Annotated in this window: 18 protein-coding genes and 1 pseudogene; 6 read left to right on the top strand and 13 right to left on the bottom strand. The window is 57.5% G+C overall.

What is annotated here, in order from left to right; genetic code table 11:
- Window positions 1-402: 402 nt before the first annotated feature.
- On the bottom strand, window positions 403-1,824 hold the full coding sequence (locus WA354_RS11330; protein WP_472813121.1) for a sigma 54-interacting transcriptional regulator: 1,422 nt from the start codon (window positions 1,822-1,824) through the stop codon (window positions 403-405).
- A gap of 267 nt (window positions 1,825-2,091) precedes the next feature.
- Here WA354_RS11330 and WA354_RS11335 point away from each other — a divergent pair, with 267 nt between their 5' ends.
- Window positions 2,092-3,351 carry an ATP-binding protein gene (locus WA354_RS11335; RefSeq protein ID WP_472813122.1) on the top strand — a complete coding sequence of 420 codons (1,260 nt, stop codon included), beginning with the start codon at window positions 2,092-2,094 and terminating at the stop codon, window positions 3,349-3,351.
- Here the strand turns inward: WA354_RS11335 and WA354_RS11340 are convergent.
- The 4 genes and pseudogenes from WA354_RS11340 to WA354_RS11355 all read right to left on the bottom strand — a co-directional run.
- Window positions 3,348-4,271 carry a glycosyltransferase family 2 protein gene (locus tag WA354_RS11340; protein ID WP_472813123.1) on the bottom strand — a complete coding sequence of 308 codons (924 nt, stop codon included), beginning with the start codon at window positions 4,269-4,271 and terminating at the stop codon, window positions 3,348-3,350. The two genes, WA354_RS11335 and WA354_RS11340, sit on opposite strands and share 4 nt — an antisense overlap.
- Window positions 4,272-4,707: 436 nt before the next feature.
- The gene (locus WA354_RS11345; RefSeq protein WP_472813124.1) at window positions 4,708-5,409 is read right to left on the bottom strand and encodes a lipid-binding SYLF domain-containing protein; all 702 of its coding nucleotides are present in this window, start codon (window positions 5,407-5,409) and stop codon (window positions 4,708-4,710) included.
- Between the two features lie 221 nt (window positions 5,410-5,630).
- Window positions 5,631-5,873: a helix-turn-helix domain-containing protein gene (locus WA354_RS11350; protein WP_472813137.1), complete on the bottom strand. Its 243-nt coding sequence runs from the start codon at window positions 5,871-5,873 to the stop codon at window positions 5,631-5,633.
- Window positions 5,874-5,972: 99 nt separating this feature from the next.
- Window positions 5,973-6,230, bottom strand: a pseudogene (locus WA354_RS11355) (cyclic nucleotide-binding domain-containing protein); the annotation flags it as partial.
- Between WA354_RS11355 and WA354_RS11360 the strand changes: the two are divergent.
- From WA354_RS11360 to WA354_RS11380, 5 genes are all read left to right on the top strand, one after another.
- The gene (locus WA354_RS11360; RefSeq protein ID WP_472813138.1) at window positions 6,229-6,417 is read left to right on the top strand and encodes a hypothetical protein; all 189 of its coding nucleotides are present in this window, start codon (window positions 6,229-6,231) and stop codon (window positions 6,415-6,417) included. The pseudogene WA354_RS11355 and the gene WA354_RS11360 sit on opposite strands and share 2 nt — an antisense overlap.
- A 394-nt stretch (window positions 6,418-6,811) precedes the next feature.
- Window positions 6,812-7,024 (top strand): hypothetical protein, encoded by a 213-nt coding sequence (locus tag WA354_RS11365; protein WP_472813125.1) that lies wholly within the window; start codon window positions 6,812-6,814, stop codon window positions 7,022-7,024.
- Window positions 7,025-7,614: 590 nt separating this feature from the next.
- Complete coding sequence (locus tag WA354_RS11370; RefSeq protein WP_472813126.1) at window positions 7,615-9,942, top strand: glycoside hydrolase family 3 N-terminal domain-containing protein; 2,328 nt, start codon at window positions 7,615-7,617, stop codon at window positions 9,940-9,942.
- A gap of 35 nt (window positions 9,943-9,977) precedes the next feature.
- Entirely contained in the window at window positions 9,978-11,342 is a 1,365-nt protein-coding gene (locus WA354_RS11375) for an MFS transporter (RefSeq protein ID WP_472813127.1), read from the top strand.
- Window positions 11,343-11,384: 42 nt separating this feature from the next.
- The gene (locus tag WA354_RS11380; protein ID WP_472813128.1) at window positions 11,385-12,524 is read left to right on the top strand and encodes an endo-1,4-beta-xylanase; all 1,140 of its coding nucleotides are present in this window, start codon (window positions 11,385-11,387) and stop codon (window positions 12,522-12,524) included.
- Window positions 12,525-13,334: 810 nt separating this feature from the next.
- Here the strand turns inward: WA354_RS11380 and WA354_RS11385 are convergent.
- The 8 genes from WA354_RS11385 to WA354_RS11420 all read right to left on the bottom strand — a co-directional run bounded on the left by WA354_RS11385 (window position 13,335) and on the right by WA354_RS11420 (window position 23,039).
- Window positions 13,335-14,084: an endonuclease/exonuclease/phosphatase family protein gene (locus WA354_RS11385; RefSeq protein ID WP_472813129.1), complete on the bottom strand. Its 750-nt coding sequence runs from the start codon at window positions 14,082-14,084 to the stop codon at window positions 13,335-13,337.
- Window positions 14,081-15,475, bottom strand: a complete 1,395-nt coding sequence (locus WA354_RS11390) for a phospholipase D-like domain-containing protein (RefSeq protein WP_472813130.1) — start codon at window positions 15,473-15,475, stop codon at window positions 14,081-14,083. The genes WA354_RS11385 and WA354_RS11390 overlap by 4 nt, the downstream gene beginning before the upstream one ends.
- A gap of 49 nt (window positions 15,476-15,524) precedes the next feature.
- Window positions 15,525-16,904, bottom strand: coding sequence for a sigma-54-dependent transcriptional regulator (locus WA354_RS11395; protein WP_472813131.1), 1,380 nt, complete (start codon window positions 16,902-16,904; stop codon window positions 15,525-15,527).
- Window positions 16,901-18,706, bottom strand: coding sequence for a sensor histidine kinase (locus tag WA354_RS11400; protein ID WP_472813132.1), 1,806 nt, complete (start codon window positions 18,704-18,706; stop codon window positions 16,901-16,903). Before WA354_RS11400 ends, WA354_RS11395 begins: the two co-directional genes overlap by 4 nt.
- Complete coding sequence (locus WA354_RS11405) at window positions 18,703-19,956, bottom strand: ABC transporter substrate-binding protein (protein WP_472813133.1); 1,254 nt, start codon at window positions 19,954-19,956, stop codon at window positions 18,703-18,705. Before WA354_RS11405 ends, WA354_RS11400 begins: the two co-directional genes overlap by 4 nt.
- A gap of 70 nt (window positions 19,957-20,026) precedes the next feature.
- Window positions 20,027-21,289, bottom strand: a complete 1,263-nt coding sequence (locus WA354_RS11410; protein ID WP_472813134.1) for a hypothetical protein — start codon at window positions 21,287-21,289, stop codon at window positions 20,027-20,029.
- 152 nt (window positions 21,290-21,441) lie between these two features.
- Window positions 21,442-22,785: a prohibitin family protein gene (locus WA354_RS11415; protein WP_472813135.1), complete on the bottom strand. Its 1,344-nt coding sequence runs from the start codon at window positions 22,783-22,785 to the stop codon at window positions 21,442-21,444.
- A 14-nt stretch (window positions 22,786-22,799) separates the two neighbouring features.
- Window positions 22,800-23,039 (bottom strand): hypothetical protein, encoded by a 240-nt coding sequence (locus WA354_RS11420; RefSeq protein WP_472813136.1) that lies wholly within the window; start codon window positions 23,037-23,039, stop codon window positions 22,800-22,802.
- Window positions 23,040-23,190: the final 151 nt, after the last annotated feature.

Here is a 23,190-nt window from a genome sequence, read left to right on the forward strand (position 1 = left end):
GTGCAGACGTTTCCGCTTTGTCCGATTAGAATTTCATTGTCGTTCTTTTGGTGGTCGCCATGCTGGCCACGGTCCTTACAGCGGTTGCGAGCTTCGCTGCCGCTACGGGGCCGCTGGGCTTTGTGGTCGACTTCTTGGTTGCCTTCTTGGAAGGGCTGTTTCCGATCAGAGATTTCTTTGTGATTGCCATTGTCGAATCCCCCAAAGTTTGGAATTGAACTTCTTTACGCCGAACTATAGTGCAAGCCGGGGGCCAAATCGCAGCCAGGGGCTGATATTCATTTAAGTTGTTGTAGAAGTTGTATTTAGTGAAATCGCTCCGGCTCGGCCCGCAATCAGTTGAACAGGGCAGTGAGGTTAAAAATCAATCTTTCACCGGTGAATTTTTAGCCTCTCGCAAACTTATAGAGAGTATTTCCGGCAAAGGTACTTCATCTTCTGGACATCGACGTTGAGCAGGCGGGCCGCGGCGGTTTTGCTTCCTTGTCCTCGATGAAGCGCGGTTGTGAGCAACGCGATCTCAAGTTGGCGGACTTGATCATCAAAGTCTGTGCCCCCGTCGGGAAGAAGAATGGCTTCGCTGGCAACCAGGCTTTGCTCCAGCATCCGAAACGGAAGGTCGGCCGGACCAATCTCCTGGTGCCGCGTGGTGATGATGAGTCTCTGAATCAGGTTTTCCAGTTCGCGGACATTGCCGGGCCAGCTGTGCTCCTCCATCGCGGCCAGGGCATCGGCACCAATTCGCTTCATGGGGATTCCGTTGGCGGTGCAATGGATCTGCAGGAAGTGCTCGCAGAGCAAAGGAAGATCGCCGATGCGCTCGCGAAGCGGGGGAAGTTGAATGGGGATCACGTGGATGCGGTAGTAGAGATCTTCGCGGAATTTTCCCGTGCGCGCCATCTCTTCGAGCGGCTCGTTGGTTGCGCAGATGAGCCGAAAATCGATTTTGCGAAACGTTCGGCCGCCGAGACGCTGAACGTGGTGATCTTCGAGGACGCGAAGAAGTTTGGTTTGCAACGGTAGGGTGAGGGTCGCGATTTCATCGAGGAAGAGCGTGCCGCCATCCGCCAGCTCAATGTGGCCTGGACGAGATTCCGTGGCGCCGGTGAATGCGCCTCGCTCGCTGCCGAAGAGTTCCGATTCGATAAGGTTCTCTGGAAGCGCTGCGCAGTTTAGCCGGATAAAGGGCTTGTTTGCGCGACGGCCCAGGGCGACAATCGCGCGCGCCGCTAGTTCCTTGCCCGTGCCGCTTTCACCCCGAATAAGCACATTGATATTGCTCGCGGCGATCTGCTGAATGGCGTCGTAGACCAGGCGCATGGGCTCGCTTGCACCGATGAAGTCTTGAAACCGGCTGGCCTCGAGAGCCTGCTGCCGCGATCGTTCGCGGTCAGCCTCATCGCTGCGGCGGCGCATGGCCTCGAGCAGCGTCATCCGTAATTCAGACACATCCACCGGGTTCCGGAAGTGAGCGTCGGCTCCGGCGCTAGCCGCCTGCTTTTCGACCGAGCGGGCACGGGCGCGGCTCAGGGATATCAGAGTGAATTCTTGGTTGAGCCTGCGAAGTTCAGTGAGGACCGGCAGCCCCCCATACGGATCTTCTCCCTGGGTATCGATGTCCAGCAGCACGGCCGATACTTGTCTTTCCCGCGTCCAGCGGGCGAGGTCCTCATAGGTGTCGCGAACGACGATCTGGACCCAGGGCAACAGTTCGGTGCGGAGAGTATCGAGGAATTCTTCGTCAAGCGTGACGATGCAAACCGTAGGGAGCGGCGTAGCTGCGGATGCCTGGGAGGCATGGGGACCATTCTGCGCCGGGGACATACCGCATTCTATATAGGAAGCTTGCGCCTTTGCTCAACTGTTTTTCACGACAGGAGCGCAGGAAACAATGGTAGAGTAGGGCATTCCACCATCGAACGTGCGTGCACCAAGGTATCACCGAAACCGCGCACGAGTGTACCGGGACCTAGTTACCGGGGTGTTACACACAGAACCAAATTCCTGTTTCCAACTGATTAGGAAGGATGAGACATATACTCTATGTCTTGGGGAAACGCAATGGAGCCTCTGCTCAATCTGCAGGAATTCATGAAGACCGACCCTTCCACGGGGCCGACGCATAAGCCCGTAACCATGCCTGAGGTCGGGCTTCGCCAATCGGTTCTGGAGGATCTGGCGCTCAAGCACCTCTATCTTTCGGGTCCCTTCTCAGTCTTGGAAATGGCGAGACAGATGCGGATCAGCTTCGAAATTGCGAGCGAACTGTTGAAGAGGCTGCGCGCAGAGCAACTTTGCCAGGTCACCGGGTTGAGCGGACAGATCCCGAACCTTGCGATCACGTCACAGGGCCGGACGCGCGGACAGGAGTTGCTGTCGCAAAGCCAGTACACCGGGCCGGCACCGGTAACGCTGGCCAGCTATGTAGCCCAGGTAAAGCTGCAGAGTGTGGCGCACGCCGAAGTGCATCCGGCCGACGTGCAGCGCGCCTTCTCCAGCATGGTGCTTGACGATCGTATTTTGTGGCAGCTCGGAACCGCGCTGAACTCGGGCGCCGCGATCTTTTTGTATGGCCCGTCGGGCGTCGGTAAGACGTCCATTGCCGAATTGTTGTCCAAGGTGATTGCGGAAGATGCCGTGTGGTTGCCATACGCAATTGAGGTCGACGGGCAGATCATCACCGTTTTCGATCCCACATTGCACACCCGGATGGCTCATATGGAGCCGCCCAATCATGATGAAAGATGGGTGCTTTGCCAGCGCCCGTCTGTGATGGTTGGAGGCGAATTGACGATCGAGATGCTCGATCTGCAATTCAACCCGTCGACCAAGTTTTACACCGGACCGGTGCAGATGAGGGCTAACAATGGCGTGCTGATTATCGATGATTTCGGCCGCCAGAGGGTTCGGCCCGATGAGTTGCTGAACCGCTGGGTCGTTCCGCTGGATAGAAAGATCGACTTCCTCACCCTGGCAGGTGGGCGGAAGATCGAGATGCCGTTTGAGATGCTGGTCGTCTTTGCGTCAAACCTGGATCCCGCACAGCTTCTGGATGCGGCATTCCTGCGCAGAATTCAGAGCAAGATCCACATTGGCGAGGTGAGCGACGAGGAATTCTGCGAGATCTTCCGCAGAGTTGCAGTCGACCGCAAGATTGATTGCGACGATACGGTGGCGCACACGCTCATCGACTTCGTCCACGGCACGCTGAAGCAGGAACTGCGTTCCTGCTATCCGCGCGACATCATCAACCAGATTTGCTGGGCAGCGAAATACGAAGGCAAGGACCCGCAGATCAATCACCGCTCGGTAATGCGCGCCATCGAGTCCTACTTCCTCACCAAGGACTAGTCGAGCTTTTGACGCGTCAGGCGAGCGATTTCAGAACGCACTTCGTCTTCTGAGGTCGCTCGCTTTACAGCCTGCTCCAGCTCGCGCAGCTTTGCCCCTACCAGGAAGCGGTACCAGAATCCCTGGAGAACGTGGTAGACGAGCCCCCGCCTGCCGTCGAGAAACCCAAGCTGGACAACGTATCTATATAAAAAAAATAGAGTCGCGGAGATTTCAAAGGGGAGTCGATTGTAAACGGACTCCTTGAGGAACCGTTTGATTTTTGCCTGCTTTGCGGTCGCTTCGCCCGTGAGTGCCAGTTGCGGTTCAAACAAGTGGAGCCTCTGATTCAATACATCCAGCGCCTCCCTGCTTGCATAGCTGTTGTGCTTCGCGGTGAAGAAGGTGAGGTCATACAGATTGTGATCGGCGAATCCGCCGCGAAATGTCACCGTGCGCCCGTCGGTGAGGTACATATGCTCATCCATCCAGCGATCTTCGATGCGCGCTTTGCCGCGCCGCCAGATGCGCAGGAGGGTAAGCGGATATCGACCTCCCCAACGGATGAACTTCCCTTGAAATATTGTCTTGCGGTTCAGGTTGACACCCGTTACTTCGGGGGGAAGTATCGGAAGATTGACTGCGATCTCGGCGGCCAGATCTGCCTCAATGATCTCGTCCGCATCGAGGCGCATCACCCACTCTGAGGTGATCGGCGCATTCTCGAGCGCCCATTCGAATTGACGTGCGTAATTCTGAAACGGATGTTGCAGGACCTGCGCGCCACCAGCTTTTGCGAGCTCCACGGTACCATCTGACGAAAACGAATCAATGACAAAGATCTCGCGAGCGAAGCTGCGGATGTGATCGAGTGCGCGTGGCAGATGAATCGCTTCGTTATACGTCAGGATGATTACGGCGATATTGGCTTTCAGACTCATGCGAGGGCTCTGGTAAGCTTACCCGATTTCACGGGCTAAACCGAACCCACCTCAAAAGCAGCGCAGGTGCGAAAGACGGCCAACGATTAAAGGCATCAAAAGACTGGGTGCTGCGGTGTCCCTGCCTATCGGACAGAGTCTTCGCAGCACGTAAATCAGTCAGGGATGTCTAATTTCGCGATCGCAATCCCGCACCGCAGCGGATTGGAAAGCGCGAATCCCGCGTTGATCGCGGGACTCGCAAGCGTGGTAGGAGAGTCCTCTTTATGACTATCCACCACGCCTCGTTTCCAGCCGTGGCTTGCTTTTGCATGAGCGGCGTCAGGAGATTCCTTGACCGCACATGCCATGCCGCCCTGAGGGTTGAAGCGGCATGGCGATTCAAATCAATCAACGGTACGTCAGAAGTTCTGGTGACGAAGTACGTTCCGGGGAGTTACTTTCCCTTGGCGAGGTTCTTCGGAGATATTCTCCGCAATTGCGAAAGCAGACTTGCAGCGGATGGGGGCGCTTTTACGTCTCCAGCAAAAATCTCTTGCGCCGAGATTTTCTTCCCGTAAAGTTTCTCGTTGTCATCGTCAGACGGGCCTAGACTCGTCCCGGAGAGAGAAACCCCGGCAAAGACGCCTTGTGCGCGAGAATAGGAAAGCATTTGGGCCTGCATCGTGGCGGTTGTAGAGGCTTCAGCATCCCGTCCTACAGGACCGGCAGCGATGCTGGTTTCAGCGCCTAACTTGGCTCTTCCCTTCATCACCGAACGGGCACCATCGTCATTCATCACCAGGATCACAAAGTCGGTTGCCTGCCCGCCCGCCTGCAAGCCGAAGCTTCCGCCGCTGGATTGCATCATGATAGGTGCGCCCCAGGGACCGTTAAAGTTTGCGCCGCTCCGACATACCATCACGCCCTTGCCGTACTGTGCACCAACGATGAACGAGGCCTTTTTGACTGAGGGCAGAATAATGACGCAATCTGCCTTGTTCAGCACATTGATGGGAAGGCCGCTGCTGGCAATTGAAAGATCCTTAAATACCTGGCCTGCCGCGGTGACTCTGTCGCTCGGCTCTTCTGCTGGTGCGAACAGTGGCGCCAGGCAAAGCGCGCCAACCAAAAAGCCGTACATCAGGTTCGTTTTCATGAGCCGATTTCGAGTTTTCGATTCAAGCATTTGAGCTCCTTCAAGGTGTTTCGTCGTAACTCGCCAATCCTACGTCACCCCAAGCCGGGCAAAGAACTGTCAGAAGTGACAGGCGTGGAATGGGTCCGATTCGCCGCTTCAAGGAAGCAATTGTTCGATTCGATATTGAGCGACGAAGGGGCGCGGGCTGTGACGGGCTTCTGTCGCTCGCTCGTGAATCTTTATTTGGAATCCATCAGAAGTTCCGGTTTTTGCAGAAGAAGGCTGCCTCGTCCCTTTTTCAAAATGCCTTCGCGCTGCCAGGTGCTCAAGACGCGGCTGACGGTGAATGGCGTTACATTCGCACCAGCAGCCAGGTCTTCGTTGGCGACTCGAATTTCGACGCCATCAGGACCGGCCTGGCCGATCCCGCAAGCCAGGCTGAGCAGCAGGCTTGCAATGCGACCCGAAGCGTCGTCAGACATTAAAGAAATCCTCGCTGAGATTGCCCACGCGATGTGCTCAGTTACCGCGATGGAGAGAGCGTTGTCCAGCAATAACGGAAAGCAAGACACGAGGTCCCGAATGGTCTTCCTATCCCACACCAACACACAACTGCCCGCCTCCACTTCAGTGCTGGCCAAATATTGAGAGGGACAAGACAAAATCGTTACGCCACCGAAAAACTGTCCGGCGGTCAACCAGTGCAGAATGATCTTTCGACCGCTGCGCGTGACTGCAAATTGTCTACCCTGACCCTTTGTGAGGAGGAAAAGTCGCTCTGCAGGATCATCACGCTGAAGGACCACAGAGAACCGGGGAAATTGCCGGTGGGTCGCCATGGACAAGATCGAACTCACTTCGGTTGTCGTCAATCCGGAGAAGAAGCGGGGCTTGAGCCGATCAGGCAGGGCAGCCACCCGCTTGTCACCCAAGGATTTGCAGTCGCAGTTCACAAGAATCCTTTATCTGGACGAGATGCAAAAGGTCTCGAATTGGCTTCGGCAGACCGCGCGAGAGTCAGGATAGCGGTATAACACAAAATGGCTATATCGTTCCACACTAAACTGCCATCTTCCACCCCCCCGTACGGCGTTAAGTTGGTCTTGGAGAGTGACAATTCTGCTTCGCAGTGCTCGGCTTTGCAGCAGCGGTTCATTGTGGTGGTTTTACAACCTGGTCCCAATCTGGTCTGAACGCGATGTTGCCGCAGTAACGAACCCGAATGCCGCGTGGGGAACATTCATCCTATTACCTGAATATGCAGCGTGATCTCCAAAACGGAAATGATCGGTGCGCAGATTTTTCTGCGGGGGAAATAGCACGCGCCTGCATCGAATACGATTACATTGACCTTGATTTTCACCTGACACCGAACGGCTGGATCATGGGCGACATTCGATGCGTATGCAGGGATGTGTACATGACCAAGCCGGCCCCCGTCGATCGAGTCCTCACTTTGACGCACAGGACGCACGAAGTCTCGACGCGCTCGAACCAGCTACGCTCGGTCACAGTCGCCTGGCGAGGCGAGGCAACCGACGCTCAGATCGCCGAGCTAAGGGCGAAGTACCCGCCCCCGTTCAATCCCGAGGACGAATCGACACGGCACGTTTTCTCTGCTGACGCTTCCTAGGTTTTGTTGTAACGGAGCGATCCGAACGCCACATCCCTCGTCGACGGAAAGCTCCAGGATCTTCTTGCACGGCATCCCAAATCGCCGACAATTCCGCGCGGCGGCTCTAATGACGAACCGTAAACTTCGTCATCAACGCGCCGACTGCTTGCGTCGATTTCATGAGCGCGAGGCGGATATATCTCCAAGAAAATCGATTTTTCTATTGCTCTTTCCACTTTGAGCAACTAGATTTATTGGGGCCGGAGAGCAGCCTTAACCGAGGGCCGTTCCATGCCCTGGTTGATTGGCCTGTTTCCGTCCGGGAGTCGTGCAAGTGGGCTGTTCACATCGATTGTTCGCCGTTTCTGCCGACTACGAGGCGGCAGCTTGGCTAACTGGTTTGAGTGTCTCGCCGATCCAGTTCCGAGCAAAGACAATTGCCCCGAAGCTAGTTCCACGGGGCTCACGCCGGAGCCGGGGATTTCCTGGTTCCGCAGGCCGCTACGTGAATGTTGTCACCCGCAGGCGCCTGTGCCCCAAGTCAGACTCTCACTTCTCACTCAATTGCCGTGCATTGCCGCGAGCATGAAACCCAAGGAATGGATCGCATGAAAAAGCAGAAGTCCGCAGTTGCCGTATCCGCCCGCAAAGCTTCTTCCTCCTATAAAGATGCCAAACTTCCCTCCGCCAGGCGAGTGAAGGACCTCCTTTCGCGGATGACGCTGGAAGAAAAGGCCGCACAGATGATGTGCGTATGGCAGTCGAAGGCCCAGACGATGTTGAATGCGGAAGGGGACTTCGATTTCCAGAAGGCGAAGAAGTCGTTTCGCAATGGCCGCGGACTGGGGCAAGTGGGCCGGCCGAGCGACGCGGGCGGTGGCAAAGACGCTCGCAGCATGGCAGTGCTGACCAATGCCATCCAGAAGTTTTTCCTGGAGAACAGCCGTCTGGGGATTCCGGTGATGTTCCACGAAGAGTGCCTCCACGGCCATGCCGCTCCGGGCGGAACAAGTTTCCCGCAGCCTATTGCATTGGGGGCGACCTTCAACCCTGCTCTCGTGGAGTCGCTGTTCACGATGACGGCTCTCGAGGCGCGTCTTCGCGGCGCGCATCATGCGCTCACACCGGTGGTGGATGTGGCCCGCGAGCCTCGCTGGGGTCGCGTCGAAGAGACTTACGGCGAAGATCCTTACCTGGTTTCACGTTTGGGAATCGCAGCAGTGCGCGGCTTCCAGGGCGAGAAGAACTTCCGCGACAAGCAGCATGTGCTGGCCACACTCAAGCACTTTGTAGGACACGGACAGCCGGAGTCGGGCATGAACTGCGCTCCCTCCAATGTATCGCTGCGGGTTTTGCAGGAGACATTTCTTTACACATTCAAGGAAGCGCTGCGCGAAGCAGGTGCCGTGACGCTGATGGCTTCGTATAACGAGATCGATGGAGTTCCGTCGCACGCCAACAAGTGGCTATTGCGGGATCTGCTGCGCAAGGAGTGGGGCTTCAAGGGCTTCGTCGTGTCAGACTATTACGCCATCTGGGAACTGGGTTACCGCCCCGACACGCACGGCCACAATGTCGCCAAAGATAAAAAGGAATCTTGCGCGCTTGCTGTTCAAGCGGGCGTCAACATCGAGTTGCCCGATCCAGACTGCTACTTGTACCTGGTGGAGTTGGTCAAAAAAGGCGTGCTGAAAGAGTCGCAGCTCGACGATCTTGTCGCGCCGATGCTTTTCTGGAAATTCGAAATGGGATTGTTCGACGATCCCTACGTCGATCCCGAAGAAGCAGACCGTGTGGTTGGATGCGATGAGCATCGCGCCCTGGCGCTGATCGCGGCGCATGAAGCCATCACCTTACTCAAGAATGAAAATGGCATCGCGCCGCTCGATCTGAACAAGATCAAGACCATCGCGGTGATCGGACCCAATGCGGACCGCGGCCTTCTGGGCGGATACAGTGGTGTCCCGAAGCACAACGTCACAGTGCTGGATGGTATCAAGGCCAAAGCTGGCAAGAAGGTTAAGGTCCTCTACAGCGAAGGATGCAAGATCACCATCGGGGGCTCGTGGAACCAGGATGCAGTGGTGCCCAGCGATCCGGAAGAGGATCGCAAGGCGATTGCGGAAGCGGTACGTGTGGCGAAGAAGGCCGATGTTATCGTGCTGGCGATCGGCGGAAACGAGCAGACATCGCGCGAGGCATGGGGATTGAATCATATGGGCGATCGCACCAGCCTCGACCTGATTGGACGTCAGGAGGAACTGGTGAAAGCGATGGTCGCCCTGGGCAAGCCGGTTATCGTGTTCCTGTTTAACGGCAGGCCGCTCTCCATTAACTATGTCGCAGAGAATGTCCCGGTGATTTACGAGTGCTGGTATCTCGGCCAGGAGACTGGACGCGCCGTCGCCGACGTGCTCTTCGGCGATTACAACCCTGGCGGCAAGCTGCCGATCTCGGTGCCTCGCTCTGTTGGTCATCTGCCCGTGTTCTATAACTACAAACCGTCAGCACGGCGTGGGTATCTTTTCGACGATGTGTCGCCGCTGTATGCGTTTGGCTATGGTCTCAGCTACACCAATTTCACGATCGCAAATCCACGCCTCACAAAAAAGAAGATTCGTACGGATGGGGCGACGCAGGTTTCCGTCGATATTACCAATACCGGAAAGCGTGCTGGCGCGGAAGTAGTGCAACTCTACATCCGCGATCTGGTAAGTTCGGTGACTCGGCCGGTCAAGGAACTCAAAGGCTTCCGCAAGGTGTGGCTTGAGCCGGGCGAGATCACCACGGTTACTCTCGATATCACTCCGGCGCTGCTCTCCTTCTATGACGTGAATATGAAGTACGTCGTCGAACCTGGCGATTTTGCAATCATGGTCGGCACTTCTTCACGCGATGCCGATCTTCAAATGTTGACCCTGCAAGTAACACGGTAGTTCGTCCCGGAACACTGGCGAAAGACGAGGCAGTGATGATCGAGAAACTTTCTTTCGGAGAGAAGTCAGGCTACGCCCTCGGCGACATGGCGGCCAATTTTGTCTTCCAGGCAATGTTGGCGCTGCAACTGGACTTTTACACCCACACCTTCGGCCTCACAGCCGCGCAGGCAGGAACGCTCTTTCTTGTAGTCGGCCTCAGCGTGGCGTGTCTCAACCCAGTCATGGGCGTGATCGCCGATCGCACCAGCACAAAGTGGGGAAAGTTCCGCCCCTGGCTGCTGTGGTCGGCGTTGCCCTTCGGCATCATCGGCGTCCTCACCTTCACCACGCCCGGTTTCAGCCCAGCCGGAAAGATCATCTATGCGTGGATCACCTACATCCTGCTCAGGGTGATCTACACGGTCAACAACGTACCGTACGCCTCGCTTACTGCGGTCATGACCTCAGACCCTGACGAGCGAACCAGCATCGCATCGTACCGGCAAATCGCCGCTAACTCCGCCGGCTTCATTGTCGCCAGCCTCGCTATCCCGATGGTCAAATTCTTCGGTCGCGGCGATGATGCGCGCGGCTACCAATACACCATGGGTCTGCTCTCGGCGCTGAGCGTTATCTTTTTCATCGTTGCTTTCTTCGCCACCAAAGAACGCATCCAGCCTGATCCACAGCAGAAGACCAATCTCGGCCAGGATCTCTCTGACCTTTTCAAGAACCGTCCCTGGGTGGTGCTGTTCCTCGCCACCTTGTTCTATTTCACAGCCATCGTAATTCGCGGCAACGTCATGCTGCCTTATTTCCGGTTCGTTGCTGGTAATGTCGATCTCTTTGCATGGTTCAACGGATTTGGCCTGGCCGCATTGCTCGTCGGCGTCGCTTGCTCCACCGCCGTGTCGGTTCGCGTGGGCAAGCGCCAGCTCTTTATCGGCAGCATGTTGTTATCGGGCATCTTTAACATGGCGTTGTTCGTTATTCCTCCCAGCTCCACCGTGGCGATTATCGCTGTGGAAGTGCTTCGCCAGTTCGCTTACGGATTGTCGGGCCCCATCATCTGGGCGATGATGGGCGACGTAGCCGACTACGGTGAATGGAAAACAGGTCGTCGCGCCAGCGGTACAGTTACAGCCGCGGTCGTCTTCGCCCTATGGGCAGGTCTCGCTCTCGGTGGTGCAATTGCTGGCTGGCTCTTTTCGTTCTACGGTTTCGTCTCTGGAGCAGACGTGCAATCGGCACATGCACAATCCGGCATTCTCTTGACCGCCAGCATCTACGCGGGACTCGCGTTCTTCGCTGTCGCTGCCTGCCTGTTCTTCTATCCCATCTCGCGCGAGGGAAACCAGAAGATCGCCAACGAACTGTCTGAACGGCGCAAGGCATTTGCTCCAAACACGGCTTCGTAGGCATCACTATCCAGCCATCAAAGGCTAAGAAAAGGAAGAACCATGTTAACGAAAACGCGGACTAAGGCTGGACTGGCGGCGTCAGCGGCACTCATTGCCACGCTTGCGGCAACGGCCCAAACACCGGCTTCTTTGAAAGAGGCCTACAAGGATGCGTTTGTGGTTGGCGCGGCAATCAACAACGCACAGATCACGGGCCAGGACAGCCGCGAAGACGCGATCATCAGCGAGCAGTTCGATTCCATCTCGCCGGAAAACGTGCTCAAGTGGGAGCGGGTTCATCCTGAGCCAGGCACTTATGCCTTCGATCTTCCTGATCAGTACGTGGCCTTCGGCGAGAAGCACCACATGTTCATCGTGGGCCATTGCCTGGTGTGGCACAGCCAGGTTCCGGCCTGGGTCTTTCGAGATGACAAAGGGAACCTGGTCGACCGCGAAACCCTGCTCAAGCGGATGCACGATCATATTCAAACGGTTGTTGGTCGTTACAAGGGTCGCATTCAAAGCTGGGACGTTGTCAACGAAGCGCTAAACGAAGACGGTACCCTGCGCCAGTCTCCGTGGCTCAAGATCATCGGCGAAGACTACATTGAGAAGGCCTTTCAGTACGCGCACGAAGCCGACCCTCAGGCGCAGCTTACCTACAACGACTACTCGCTGGAAAATGAAGCCAAGCGCAAAGGGGCGGTCGCACTCATTGCGAAGCTGAAGGCCGAGGGAGTTCCCGTTACATCCGTGGGCCTGCAAGGGCATCTCGGTCTCGAATGGCCTTCGGTTGAGACCGAGGACGCCACGATCTCCGACTTTGCAAAGCTCGGAGTCAAAGTGGTGATCTCGGAACTGGATATCGACGTGTTGCCCCCGGCAACGAAGAAGCAAACCGCAGATGTCTCGCTGAAGGTTGAACAGGATGCGAAACTTAATCCATACGCCAGCGGATTGCCGCAATCCGTTCAGCAGGAACTCGCAAAGCGTTATGCCGACTTATTTGGCGTGTTTCTCAAGCACCGCGATGTGGTCACCAGGGTCACGCTGTGGGGTGTAACGGACGCGGATTCGTGGCGAAATGACTGGCCAGTGAAGGGGCGCACCAGCTATCCATTGCTCTTCGATCGCAGCGGTCAGCCGAAACTTGCCTTCCAGGCAGTTATTCGAGTGGCAGCGAACACCGAAACAAAATAGTTCCGCGCGAGCCGCGAGTTACACGAAATTGCGGGTTGAGCAACCCGCTTCGGAAGTGTTCGGTGAACGGCAACTCCGATCGGGCGGCACTCACCCAAGGGGTTCACCTCAACTGCTGTCAAGTGTGCCTTCATCATCCGTCGCGCCAACCCGCACATTCCAAGGGTGAAAAGAACGTGGGCATTTTGCATGCAATTGTTCTCGTCTGGCGCACAATCAGATTGATAGGAGTTCTCATGTGCCAGGTGACACACTCATCGATTCCGCTCCAGGCTTCAGCTGCTTCGAAACGAGAAACACTGTGCCCCATTCATCGCAGCTTTATCGCGATGAGTGGGCGCGAAAACGAACGCAGCACCACCAGGCATGTCCCCGGTCCATACACCACACCCCCTCCCCCCTCCCCCCTGTGAAACTGTGAAGCCAACCCTGCGGGCTCGTAAACCCAGCAGCATCAATCCACCATGGTTGAGATCCCACAGCTTCACAGATCCTGTGAAACTGTGAACGTTGTTGCTGCCGGATGCAATTACCATCTGCCAAAGCGGGTTTGTTTGGACTTGGGAGCGCCGAGTATTTCAGGGCTTCAAACAGGCCGTTGCGGAACGGCGCAAACAATCAACTGCTTGCTCTGGGGCAACGACTACATTCGCGAATCATGCGAACATCTAAACAACACTTAACAGATTATATAAATGGCCAATGGGGTCGAGGCAGCTGGGCAGTCTTCGGACTGTCCAGTACCTGGAAGGGTCTCGTCTTCCCGCAGACGAAATCCACCGGCCTGGATTGAAAATGGCGGGCTTTCATTTACTCATTTCCAGGCAGTCGGAAATCGGCAATCAGGGGCAGATGATCCGATGCGATCATCGCTTTGCGGGTTTTCCATATCTTTGTGCTCTGCATCTCCAGCGGAGCCTCGTAGTAGCAATGATCTAGGCTCAGGATGGGGAGCAATCCGGGATAGGTCCGCGCAGACCGCCTGTTCCGTATCGGGCGATCGCTTTGGAAACTCTCTTGCAGTAGCCTCGTCGTCAGCCCGCGTGTCCATTCGTTGAAATCGCCAATGACAATACGCGGCCCTCTTAAATCGGGCTGCGCAAGTATCTCCGCGCCGAGCAGCACCTCAATCTGGCGACGCCGCTCGATGTAACCGGTTCCCAGGTGCACATTGAAAACGTTGATCCGGCGGTCCTTGTCCACCTGAATGGCGCACTGCAACACTCCGCGCTCTTCGCGCTTCGATTTCGTGATGTTGTGTGTGCGTGTTTCTTCGATCGGAAAGCGCGTCATCAGCATGTTCCCATAGCGCCCGCCGTGCAGAGGACGGGTTTCGCCGAACGCCACATTCAATTTCGGAAACGCCTCTGAGATCTGCCGCGCCTGGTCATATCTGCCAGTGCCTCCTTCTGCATCCACAATCTCCTGCAGACACAGAATGTCCGCCTCGAGATCCTCTATCACGCGAATCACTCGATCCGGCGAGACGGTGCCGTGAATGCCTCGGCACTTATGCGTGTTATACGAGGCGATGCGGAATTGAACCGATCTCTTGTTCATTGCTGCCGCTCAAAGACCATTCCCATAAGCTCTGTCGCGCGCTCGGCTACGGGGCGACGGTTCCACTCTTCCAGTGAGATTCTCCGGCTCTGATCCAAATCGAGCGCCATGTCATTTTCAAAACGCATCGCTACGCCACGATCTCGCACCGCAAGGTTCACTTCGTCATTAATCCCAAACGATCGATTATCAAAATTCGTCGACCCGACAACTACCCATAGATCATCCACGCACAGCACCTTTGCATGGATCATGGCCGGATGATATTCATACACCTCCGCACCGGCCTTCAACAGTTCGCCGTACCCCGCACGGCTCGTGCTCCGCGTAACCATATGATCGCTCTTCCGGCCGGGTACAAGGATACGCATTCGCACTCCTCGTTCTATTGCACGGCAAAGCTCCTGCATCAGGCTTTTATCTGGAAGAAAATAAGGGGTCGTGATCGCAATATTCCGTCGCGCCGAAGCCAGCAGCAACTGAAATAGGATCCTTGCGCGCGTCGCTCCACCCACCGTGGGAGTGCTATTGACGACCATCGAAACCATCCCATGTTCATTCTGAATCTGCGGAAAGTACGCGTCCCCGGTCAGCAATTCGCCAGACGATGTCAGCCAATTTTCCGCAAAGGTTGACTGCAGGTTGTAAACCGCTTCCCCTTCGATCCGCACCGCGGAGTCGCGCCATCGCGGCTTGCCGTGTGTCCCCACATACCATTGGTCGGCGATGCCGGCTCCGCCGATGAATCCGATCCTGCCGTCGACAATCATCAACTCCCGATGGGTGCGATTATCCATATGCATTAGCCGGTACCACCGTGGAGAGTTGTACCACTTCACTCTGCCGCCCGCCTCGAGCAGCGGTTTGAAGAATGACTTCCCGGTTCCCGCACTTCCAAATGAGTCCAGAACCAGATTCACATGAACACCGGATTTTGCGCGTTCCGTCAATGCCTCGAGATATTGTCCTGCGATCTCGCCTTTTTGGAAGATATAAGCCTCCAGGTTCACGCTCTGCCTGGCGCCGCGAATTGCATCGAGTTCGGCTGGATAAAAAGAAGAGCCGTTTGTGAGCACTTCCAGGTCACCGGTCCGATTCAACTGTGCATCCGTCAGCGCTTCCACGATCTCGAGAAACCGATCCGCATCGTTCGCAGGCAATTCCTCCGGGTTAGTCAGCTTGTAGCGGGGAGTGGGAGCGAGCAACCCGCCCAGCAGGGAGGATCCCACAAACACCAATCCGATCAGGGCAAGCACCGCCACGCCAGTCGGCACCGACACTACCATCATCGATATCAGCACAATGGGATTCCTCTCCCCGTTTTGAGCATTCTCTTTATATTGGGGTAGGCAATAATCGAAGCGATCACCGGAGATTAGATGCGCGCGCAAAGGCAACCGTTCTCCGCAACCGAGTACCCATGCGAAAGTAACTCAGCCGCTATTCTCGTTCCGGCAGATTCTGCATGTCGATTCCGAGTTGCTGGCATTTCTTGTAGAGATGGCTGCGCTCAAGGCCAAGCGCCCTTGCAGTTTGCGTGACATGTCGTCCGTGCCGCTCTAACTCCGCCAGCACCGTCTCCCGTTCGAACGCCAGTACACGCTGTGCCAGCGGTCCCGCGCCGGCTTTGTCTGTGCTCGTGTGCAGCGGGCCTTCGCTCCGCTTCGCAGGCAGTGTTGTGCGGACGTCTTCCTCATTCACTTCGCCGTCGGCCAGCAGAAGCAATCGCTCCACCACGTTCCGCAGTTCTCTGATGTTTCCCGGCCACGCGTATTCCTTCAAGGCCTCGATCGCCAACGGGCTGAATGGTACAGGTTTCCATCCGTTTTGTGCGCTCACCTGGCGGGCAAAGTGCTCCACCAGCGTCGGCAAATCCTCGCAACGATCGCGCAGCGGTGGCAGAGTCAGCGGAAATACCACCACCCGGTGATACAAGTCGCGCCGGAATCCGCCACTCTCGACAAGTTGCTCGAGATTCCTATGCGTTGCTACCACTACGCGCACGTCAACCTTGGTTGGCTTGTCGGAGCCGATCCGTTCCACTTCGCCTTCTTCCAGCACGCGCAGCAATTTAGCCTGCATCGCCACCGGCATGTCGCCGATTTCATCGAGGAACAAGGTGCCCCGATGCGCCTGCTCAAACTTGCCGTTGTGTCGCTGCGCTGCGCCCGTAAACGATCCTTTTTCGTGTCCGAACAACTCGCTCTCAATTAATTCCGCTGGAATCGCCGCACAATTCAGTGTGACAAACGGCCCAGTCGCGCGATGACTTTTTTCGTGTACTGTCCGCGCCACCAGTTCTTTCCCGGTGCCCGTTTCGCCATAAATGCAAACCCGCGACTCACTGGCAGCCACGCGCTCAATCTGCGCCATCACGCGCCGCATCTTTTCCCCGCTCCACACCATCGTGTGCTTGCCCACGCGCGTACGCAAATCGCGATTCTCTGCTTCCAGTCGGGTCAGCTTCATCGCATTGTCGACCGTCACCAGCAGCTTCTCAGTCGTCAGCGGCTTCTCCAGGAAGTCCAGCGCGCCCAGTCGTGTCGCGCGTACTGCCATCTCGATATGCGCCTGCCCGCTCATCATCACCACCGGCGTTGCAACCCCGGCATTTTTCAGATCTTCGAGGAGCGCCAGTCCGTCGCGCTTCGGCATCACTACGTCGCTCAGGATCAAGTCAAACGACTGTGCCTGTGCCAACTCCAGTGCGCGGGCGGCGTTGTCGCACACCACCGCCTCATGCCCCGCCAGCCGGAAGGCGCGCGAAAGCGAAGCCAGGGTATTGGCCTCGTCGTCGACTATCAGGATTTTTGCGCTCATGCGTCTGCCTTCGGCAAAGTAATTACAAACGTGGCGCCCTGCCCGGCGCGGCTCTCCACCGCTATGGTACCTTCATGGTCCGCTACTACCGACTGCACAATTGCCAGTCCTAACCCCGTTCCGTGCTGCTTGGTCGTGTAGTACGGAGTAAAGAGCCGCTCGCATTCCTCTGGCGTCATTCCCTGGCCTGCATCCGACACACGCAGTTCTACTGCATCTCCTGCGGGGTGAGCCGAGATCGTTATAGTGCCACCCTCCGGCATCGCATCCTTCCCATTCAGCACAAGATTCGAAAGAGCCCGGTGCAACAGTTCCGGATCCACCATCAACGGCATCGGCCGATCGTCAACCTCAGTCTCCACTCTGATCTTCGGTCCCTCTTCGTCACCTATCGCATAGAGTGCCCGCGCGCGCTCCACCACATCCTTAGCATCAATTCGCTCCAATTCCGGCTTCGGCATCTTGCTGAAGTCGCTGAAGCGGCCGATGATTTTTTTCAGGTTTCCAATTTCCATGCTCAGCGTTTGCGTGCTCTCGTTGAAAACTTCATCGAAATCCGCCGCCGGCAACTGCCGCGCCCGCACCAGGTTCTCCACCGTCAACTGCAGCGGAAACAGTGGATTCTTCAACTCGTGTGCAAGTCTTCGCGCCAGTTCGCGCCACGCCGCCACGCGTTCACTTTGCACCAGCCGCTCGCGCTGATTCGATAACTCCCCCGTCATGTGATTGAAGCTGCGTGCCAGCACTGCAACCTCATCGCGCCCACGCACCGGTACTTGTGTGTCCCAGCTCCCGCTTGCAACTTCTTCTGCCGCCCGCGCCAACTCCTCCACTGGCCGTGACACGCGCGCCGCAATCCACAGGCTGAAGATGATCGCCAAGAGGATGCCGCCGCTTGCAACACCGTACGCAATCGCGCGAATCTGCTGTTGTTCGGCCACCAATCCGCCGCGCGAGATCGCCACTGTCAGCACCGCCAGCACTGTTCCGCTGGTGTTCTTCAACGGAATCGCCGTCGCACTCACGCTGTCTTCCCGTCGTGGTGTCAAATAGAGGATGCCGCTCGTTTGCTGGCCACTGTTGCGTGCCTGGTCGATCAACGATGCATAGTGCACTGCCCCCGGAGGATCCCCGCTCGCACTCACCAGCCTCTTCGGATCAAAAGCCGTGGGGCCGGTGCCGCCCGCATTCGCACCGCCGGCAATCGCGCCCGCGTCGCTGTACAGTCCCACCTGCATCCCCGGAGCAACCGGCAGATCGGCAAGAAAACTCTGGTCCAGCCGTCTGCCGCCAACCAGCTTTACCGCCGGCTCGGCCCCGTGAATAGGACGCACCGCGAAGAGGCCCAACACCGAGCTGCCATCCGGCAATTCCTCCCGCTTCAAGAACGGTGTCTCTTCGGCTTCACTTGCCGCAGGCTCGCCATAACCGAATCGCGCCGGCCACTGAGCCGAACTCACAATGTTTCCGTCCGGCCCGATGATCTCAAGGAAATCGAGCTGCGCATCCTGGGCCAGAGCCTGCGCTTCATTCAAATACGGAGCAGCATCATTCGACTGCACCAGCTCAAACGCCATGCTGCGCACGCGCTCCTGCCCCGCGATGTGATCTACCGCCGCGGCAACGTCCGCCGAACGATGTTGAAACTCACGCTGAAATTGGCTGACGAAGAGAGCAGTCTCATCCTGGTCGCGCTTTTCAAACACTTGCCGGATGCGTACCAGCACCGTCCACGCCACCGCGGCAACCGCAGCGGCCACGGTCAAAGAAAACATCAGCAGCAGCTTCTGCCGCAGACTCACCGCGCGTCCTCCAGTGAAGCATCGGCAAGGTCCGGCGTTCCATCCGCGCGAAGACGCAGGTCGCGCACGCGCGCGCCGATTGCAAAGGCGCGCGGCAGATCGAGCAGGGGAATCAACTTCTTCTCGTCGAGATAAGTCTGTTCCACCTTGAAGAGAGCCGCAGGTGTAGCCGCTTCAACCGGGGTCGCCGCACCGGCATCCCGCATCAGCTGCTCCATTGCCGCCGCCGGATCTGATCCGATAAGCGGCAGCTCTTGCAAGATCAAATCAGCATGCCGCGCACCGGCGCTTGCCATCTGTACGTTGAATCCAGCTTCGCGCAGATTCAGCACAATTCTCTGTGCTGCCAGTTGCATCGGGCCGTCCCCTTCGGTTGCCAGCGAAAACGGGCCGGTTGTCAGCCCTCCGCGTAATTCATGCGCCTTGTTGAGATCCCGCTCTGTTGGAAACAGGAACGAATATCCGCTGAGCCGCTGCGGCAGCAGGCTCGCCGTAACCTCACCCTGCTTTTGAAAGATCACATTGTAGAGCGCACTACGATCAATAGCTGCCGCAATTGCGCCGCGCAGTTTCACGTTCGCCAAAGCACCGACATCGCTTACCTGAAGCGCAACCAGCGTCACCGGCGGGGAAGTCAGCACGCTTAGCCTCTGCTGCTGCGCCTGTCGCAACTGCTCCGCCGGAACCTCCACCACATCCGCGCGCCCCACGCTCAGGTCAAGCCACTGCTCGCGCACCGGCCGATGCACTCGAATCTCGACAGCATCCGCAAACGGTCGTCCCTGCCAGCAATTTTCATTTGCAGTCAGCGCCAGCGTGCCGTTATTGAATCCGTTCACCTGGAACGGCCCCGTACCCGTCGATCCCGGAGGCGTCTTCCCATCGGCGGTCGCCGTCAGAGAGATCAGAAACTGATCGCCGGCCAGCAGCGTTGGCAGATTCGGCATCGGCGATTCATTTGTAAATACCACCAGCGGCCCCACAGCTTTCACCGCGGACCACGGACAATCCGCAGCACATGAAGATACGAGCGATGCCGCCACCGCTGCCGACGTCAACGAAGATCCATCGTGAAAACGCACTCCCGGCCGCAGCCGAAATTGCCAGCGGTGATTATTGTTGTCCGATTCCCACGTCAACGCCAGCGACGGCCGCAGCGCCCCGCTGCTGTCCAATTGCGTCAGCCCGTCGTACACCAGCCTCCGTGCAACTCCATCGGGTCGCTCCCACGCGTCTCCCGCAATCTCCACGCGAAGTGTGCCGCCATAATGCGGACGCGTCCTTCCCCAGGCGCAGATCCCGACCAAGACCAGAAGAGAACTAATTGCAGAGCGCCGTAACACGGTCCACCTCGTATTCACCTGCCGCATTGCGCACCGCTGCAAGCACGCTCTTTCCATCCTGGGCCGTCCACAGTGCCATTACCGTCCCATCCATCGCCAGAGACCCGCTTGCCGGGATCGCCTCAAGTCCGGGAATCTCAAACGAGCGCAAACTGTCACTCATAGCCTCGCCTGAACTCGACGCAATCACCTGCGTCCCCGCACCGCACCCCGAACGCATCACTGCGAAATCGCTTCCCCAGTCGCGCGTTCCCGCTATCGGGCGCATCATCCCGTTCTCGACAATCGAAACGTTGCCGTCAATTCCCGCCAGCAGCAGGGCTGCCCCGCCCGCCGCACGCGGGATCATTCCCGCCGAGTAAAACGCCGCCAGATCCACACCGATGCTCGGCGTCACAATGCCTGTGAAGAAGTCGCGCGCGGGATTGTAGAAGGCCTTCAACGATGGCGCGCCGCTCGCATCGCCGCTCTGGTACACCGGCCATGGATCATCGCTCGCGTGGCAGCGTACGCTCCATCCGCTGTCTTGTGTCGGTCCGCTCAGGGGAAGGGAATAGCTCCCTGCGCACTGTGCGCCCGGCGCATAGGCGGTAAAGCCGCCTCCATCTGCAGTCGGCAGCAAAACTCCACGCGGATCACGCGACAGTTTCTTGTCGATGAGAAAGGCGTTCGATTCGGTCCATCCACCGGCGAGCGCAGTGAAGATCGAAATTCGGTCCGCATACATCACCACGAAATGTCCATTGATTTCGGCCGCTGCCAGGATCGGGTTGTCACGCACAACGCCGCCAATTCGGTTAAAGAGGCCTATAACCTTCTGTTTCCGCAGTACCATTTGTGCATTTGCCACGGCTACCGGTTCCGTAGAAGCATCAACATGCACCATCGCGACGTGCGCCTCGCTTCCTTCCCGCACCTCGGCCACCCACAACCTCTCGCGCGCATTCTCGCTCAGGGTCACGCGAATCGCATTCGCACCCTCTGCACCGGAGAGGAGCACGCCGCGTGCCTTCAAGTCCTGTTCCAGCAGCTTCCGGATTGACGGAAGCTCGTTCATTTGAATTGTCGATAAACTGCGAATCGTCAACTGTGCCTGGCCCGGGCCAAGAATGTCAGCGACCTGCCCCGCCAATTCCGCCGCAGGTTGCGCCCATCGGCTGGGCACTTGAGGTGCCTGTGCCCTGCCCGCGAGCCCGGTTAACCCACACAACCCCAGCGCTACTCCCCAGATCAGCCTCATCACCCTCATCATTTCTCAGCTTGTTCGTTTGCGCGGATTATATCGTTTGCGGCTCTTTCCTTCCGCGTCTGAAGCTTTCCTTTTATCCCGCCAGAAGTTATGAGGAGACACAGCACCGCCGTGCCTCCTCATTTTGCGCCACCCCGCTGCACTCAGTGTCCGCTCTTCGGTTCAGGCTCCGATTCCGAATCCATCTCCTGTTTCACCATCGGAGCATTCGCCATGTTCTTGAAGACATCGTTTGCGAAAAAGAACTTTCCATCCGACGGCACCATCACCACCTGGATCTTGTCTGACAATCGCTCAGCCACGATCTTGTTGATCAGTAACGGAGACTTGTTCAGCAGCGCGGCCTCGCTCGTCATCCGTTCCGCATTGGCCGCTGCAATCAGCTTAATGCGGCTCGCTTCCGCATCGGCCAGCAGGTTGCGCCGCTGCAACTCAGCCTTGCTGTCGATCACCTTGGCTTCGGCATCGGCCTGCGCGTTCTGGATCGTTGCCTCCTTGCGAGCTTCCGCCTCGAGTTTGCTCTGCTCAATCTGCTTCTGCTTCAGCGGCAGAGTGTATTGCATCGCATCCGACTCGCCCTTGGCTTCAATCACCTTCGACTGCGCATCGCCCTCGGCCCGCTTCTCCTTCTGCTTTGCCTCGGCTTCTGCCTGCAACTCGGCAATCCGCACCTGTTTCTGCTGTATGTCGGTGTCCACCGTCATTTGGTCGTCCTGCTGTTCCTTCAGCAACAGTCCTTCCAACCCCTTTGCGTACTGCTCCGGCAGCTGGATGTCCGCCAGCATCACCTCTTCCACCACGATGCCGTCTGCCGCGAGCTTCTTCGTGATGATTCCCGCCGCCTCGTTTCGCACTTCCTCGCGCTTGCTTGAGAAAATCTCGCGCACCGTGTACGACGGAGCCAGCTGCCGCCACGCGCTCGCCACAACCGGAGGCACCAGCTCTTTGTCCGCCGGCTGTGGCAGATGCGCCTGCACGCTCGCCAGCTTGCTTGGGTCGAGCCTGTACCTCACCGTCACCGCCAATCCAATGTTCAGCCCTTCGCGGGACTGCACTGTCATCTCGTTCTTCAAGCCCGGCTTTCCCGCATCCACAATTCCCGCTGTGAACAGGTGATCGCGAAGGTCAAACATTTGCACGCTCTCAACTAGCGGAGTAACAAAATGCAGCCCCGGATACAGCGTCCCCGGCTCCGTCCCGCCGATCTGGCTGATGCGCACGCCGCCCATTCCACTCGGCACCACCACCATGCTTGTCGCAATTAACATTGGCAGGCAGGCCACCAGGGCCATCGCCAACGGCCCGCGCCACGCGATCGGAGCCGGCTCTGGCACCGCTGCTCCTGAATCAAGGAGCATCCCGTGCCCGCCGGACCTCTTCATTTGCAGATACCGGATGCGCATCCACAACCCATACAGCGGAAACACCAGAGCGGCAGCCATCAACGAAACTCCCGCAATCATCAGCATTATCTTCAGCGCAATCATTTCCCGCCTCCAAACTACCTGGGCTCCCCACAAACGGAGATTTTGTTCGTGGGGTGGTCCTCGTGCTTGTGCTCATTCCGTCCGCACGTCGACGAGAATCTTCCGCCGCGTGCCCCGTGTCTCCTGGCTCCCGGCCATGGAGCAATCAGCAGCCGGACCAGCCCGCCCAACGTCAACTCCTCGAATAGCAGCGCCGCCGCAACCGGCAGTAGCGCTGCTCCCAGCCCACTCACCGCATCCGCAAACAGCCTCATCACGCCCCCTTACTGGTTGTAGCCAATAACTGCCGTACCTTCAGCGGCCGTTTCGGTCGTGGTTGAGGCCGTTGCCGCCGGCGTAACCCCCGCCGTCGTCACCGGCTCCTGCATTTCGGCAACCACCGGCTTCTGTTCGCCACCAAACAAC

Source organism: Occallatibacter sp., assembly GCF_049802275.1.
Classification (GTDB): domain Bacteria; phylum Acidobacteriota; class Terriglobia; order Terriglobales; family Acidobacteriaceae; genus Telmatobacter.

Excerpts from the sequence above, each read along its gene's own strand:
- WA354_RS11385 (WP_472813129.1), bottom strand. The coding sequence starts at position 14,084 with ATGAACAAGAGATCGGTTCAATTCCGCATCGCCTCGTATAACACGCAT.
- WA354_RS11365 (WP_472813125.1), top strand. The coding sequence starts at position 6,812 with ATGACCAAGCCGGCCCCCGTCGATCGAGTCCTCACTTTGACGCACAGG.
- WA354_RS11350 (WP_472813137.1), bottom strand. The coding sequence starts at position 5,873 with ATGTCTGACGACGCTTCGGGTCGCATTGCAAGCCTGCTGCTCAGCCTG.
- WA354_RS11370 (WP_472813126.1), top strand. The coding sequence starts at position 7,615 with ATGAAAAAGCAGAAGTCCGCAGTTGCCGTATCCGCCCGCAAAGCTTCT.
- WA354_RS11360 (WP_472813138.1), top strand. The coding sequence starts at position 6,229 with ATGGACAAGATCGAACTCACTTCGGTTGTCGTCAATCCGGAGAAGAAG.
- WA354_RS11380 (WP_472813128.1), top strand. The coding sequence starts at position 11,385 with ATGTTAACGAAAACGCGGACTAAGGCTGGACTGGCGGCGTCAGCGGCA.
- WA354_RS11410 (WP_472813134.1), bottom strand. The coding sequence starts at position 21,289 with ATGAGGCTGATCTGGGGAGTAGCGCTGGGGTTGTGTGGGTTAACCGGG.
- WA354_RS11415 (WP_472813135.1), bottom strand. The coding sequence starts at position 22,785 with ATGATTGCGCTGAAGATAATGCTGATGATTGCGGGAGTTTCGTTGATG.
- WA354_RS11420 (WP_472813136.1), bottom strand. The coding sequence starts at position 23,039 with ATGAGGCTGTTTGCGGATGCGGTGAGTGGGCTGGGAGCAGCGCTACTG.
- WA354_RS11395 (WP_472813131.1), bottom strand. The coding sequence starts at position 16,904 with ATGAGCGCAAAAATCCTGATAGTCGACGACGAGGCCAATACCCTGGCT.
- WA354_RS11375 (WP_472813127.1), top strand. The coding sequence starts at position 9,978 with ATGATCGAGAAACTTTCTTTCGGAGAGAAGTCAGGCTACGCCCTCGGC.
- WA354_RS11335 (WP_472813122.1), top strand. The coding sequence starts at position 2,092 with ATGAAGACCGACCCTTCCACGGGGCCGACGCATAAGCCCGTAACCATG.
- WA354_RS11330 (WP_472813121.1), bottom strand. The coding sequence starts at position 1,824 with ATGTCCCCGGCGCAGAATGGTCCCCATGCCTCCCAGGCATCCGCAGCT.
- WA354_RS11345 (WP_472813124.1), bottom strand. The coding sequence starts at position 5,409 with ATGAAAACGAACCTGATGTACGGCTTTTTGGTTGGCGCGCTTTGCCTG.
- WA354_RS11340 (WP_472813123.1), bottom strand. The coding sequence starts at position 4,271 with ATGAGTCTGAAAGCCAATATCGCCGTAATCATCCTGACGTATAACGAA.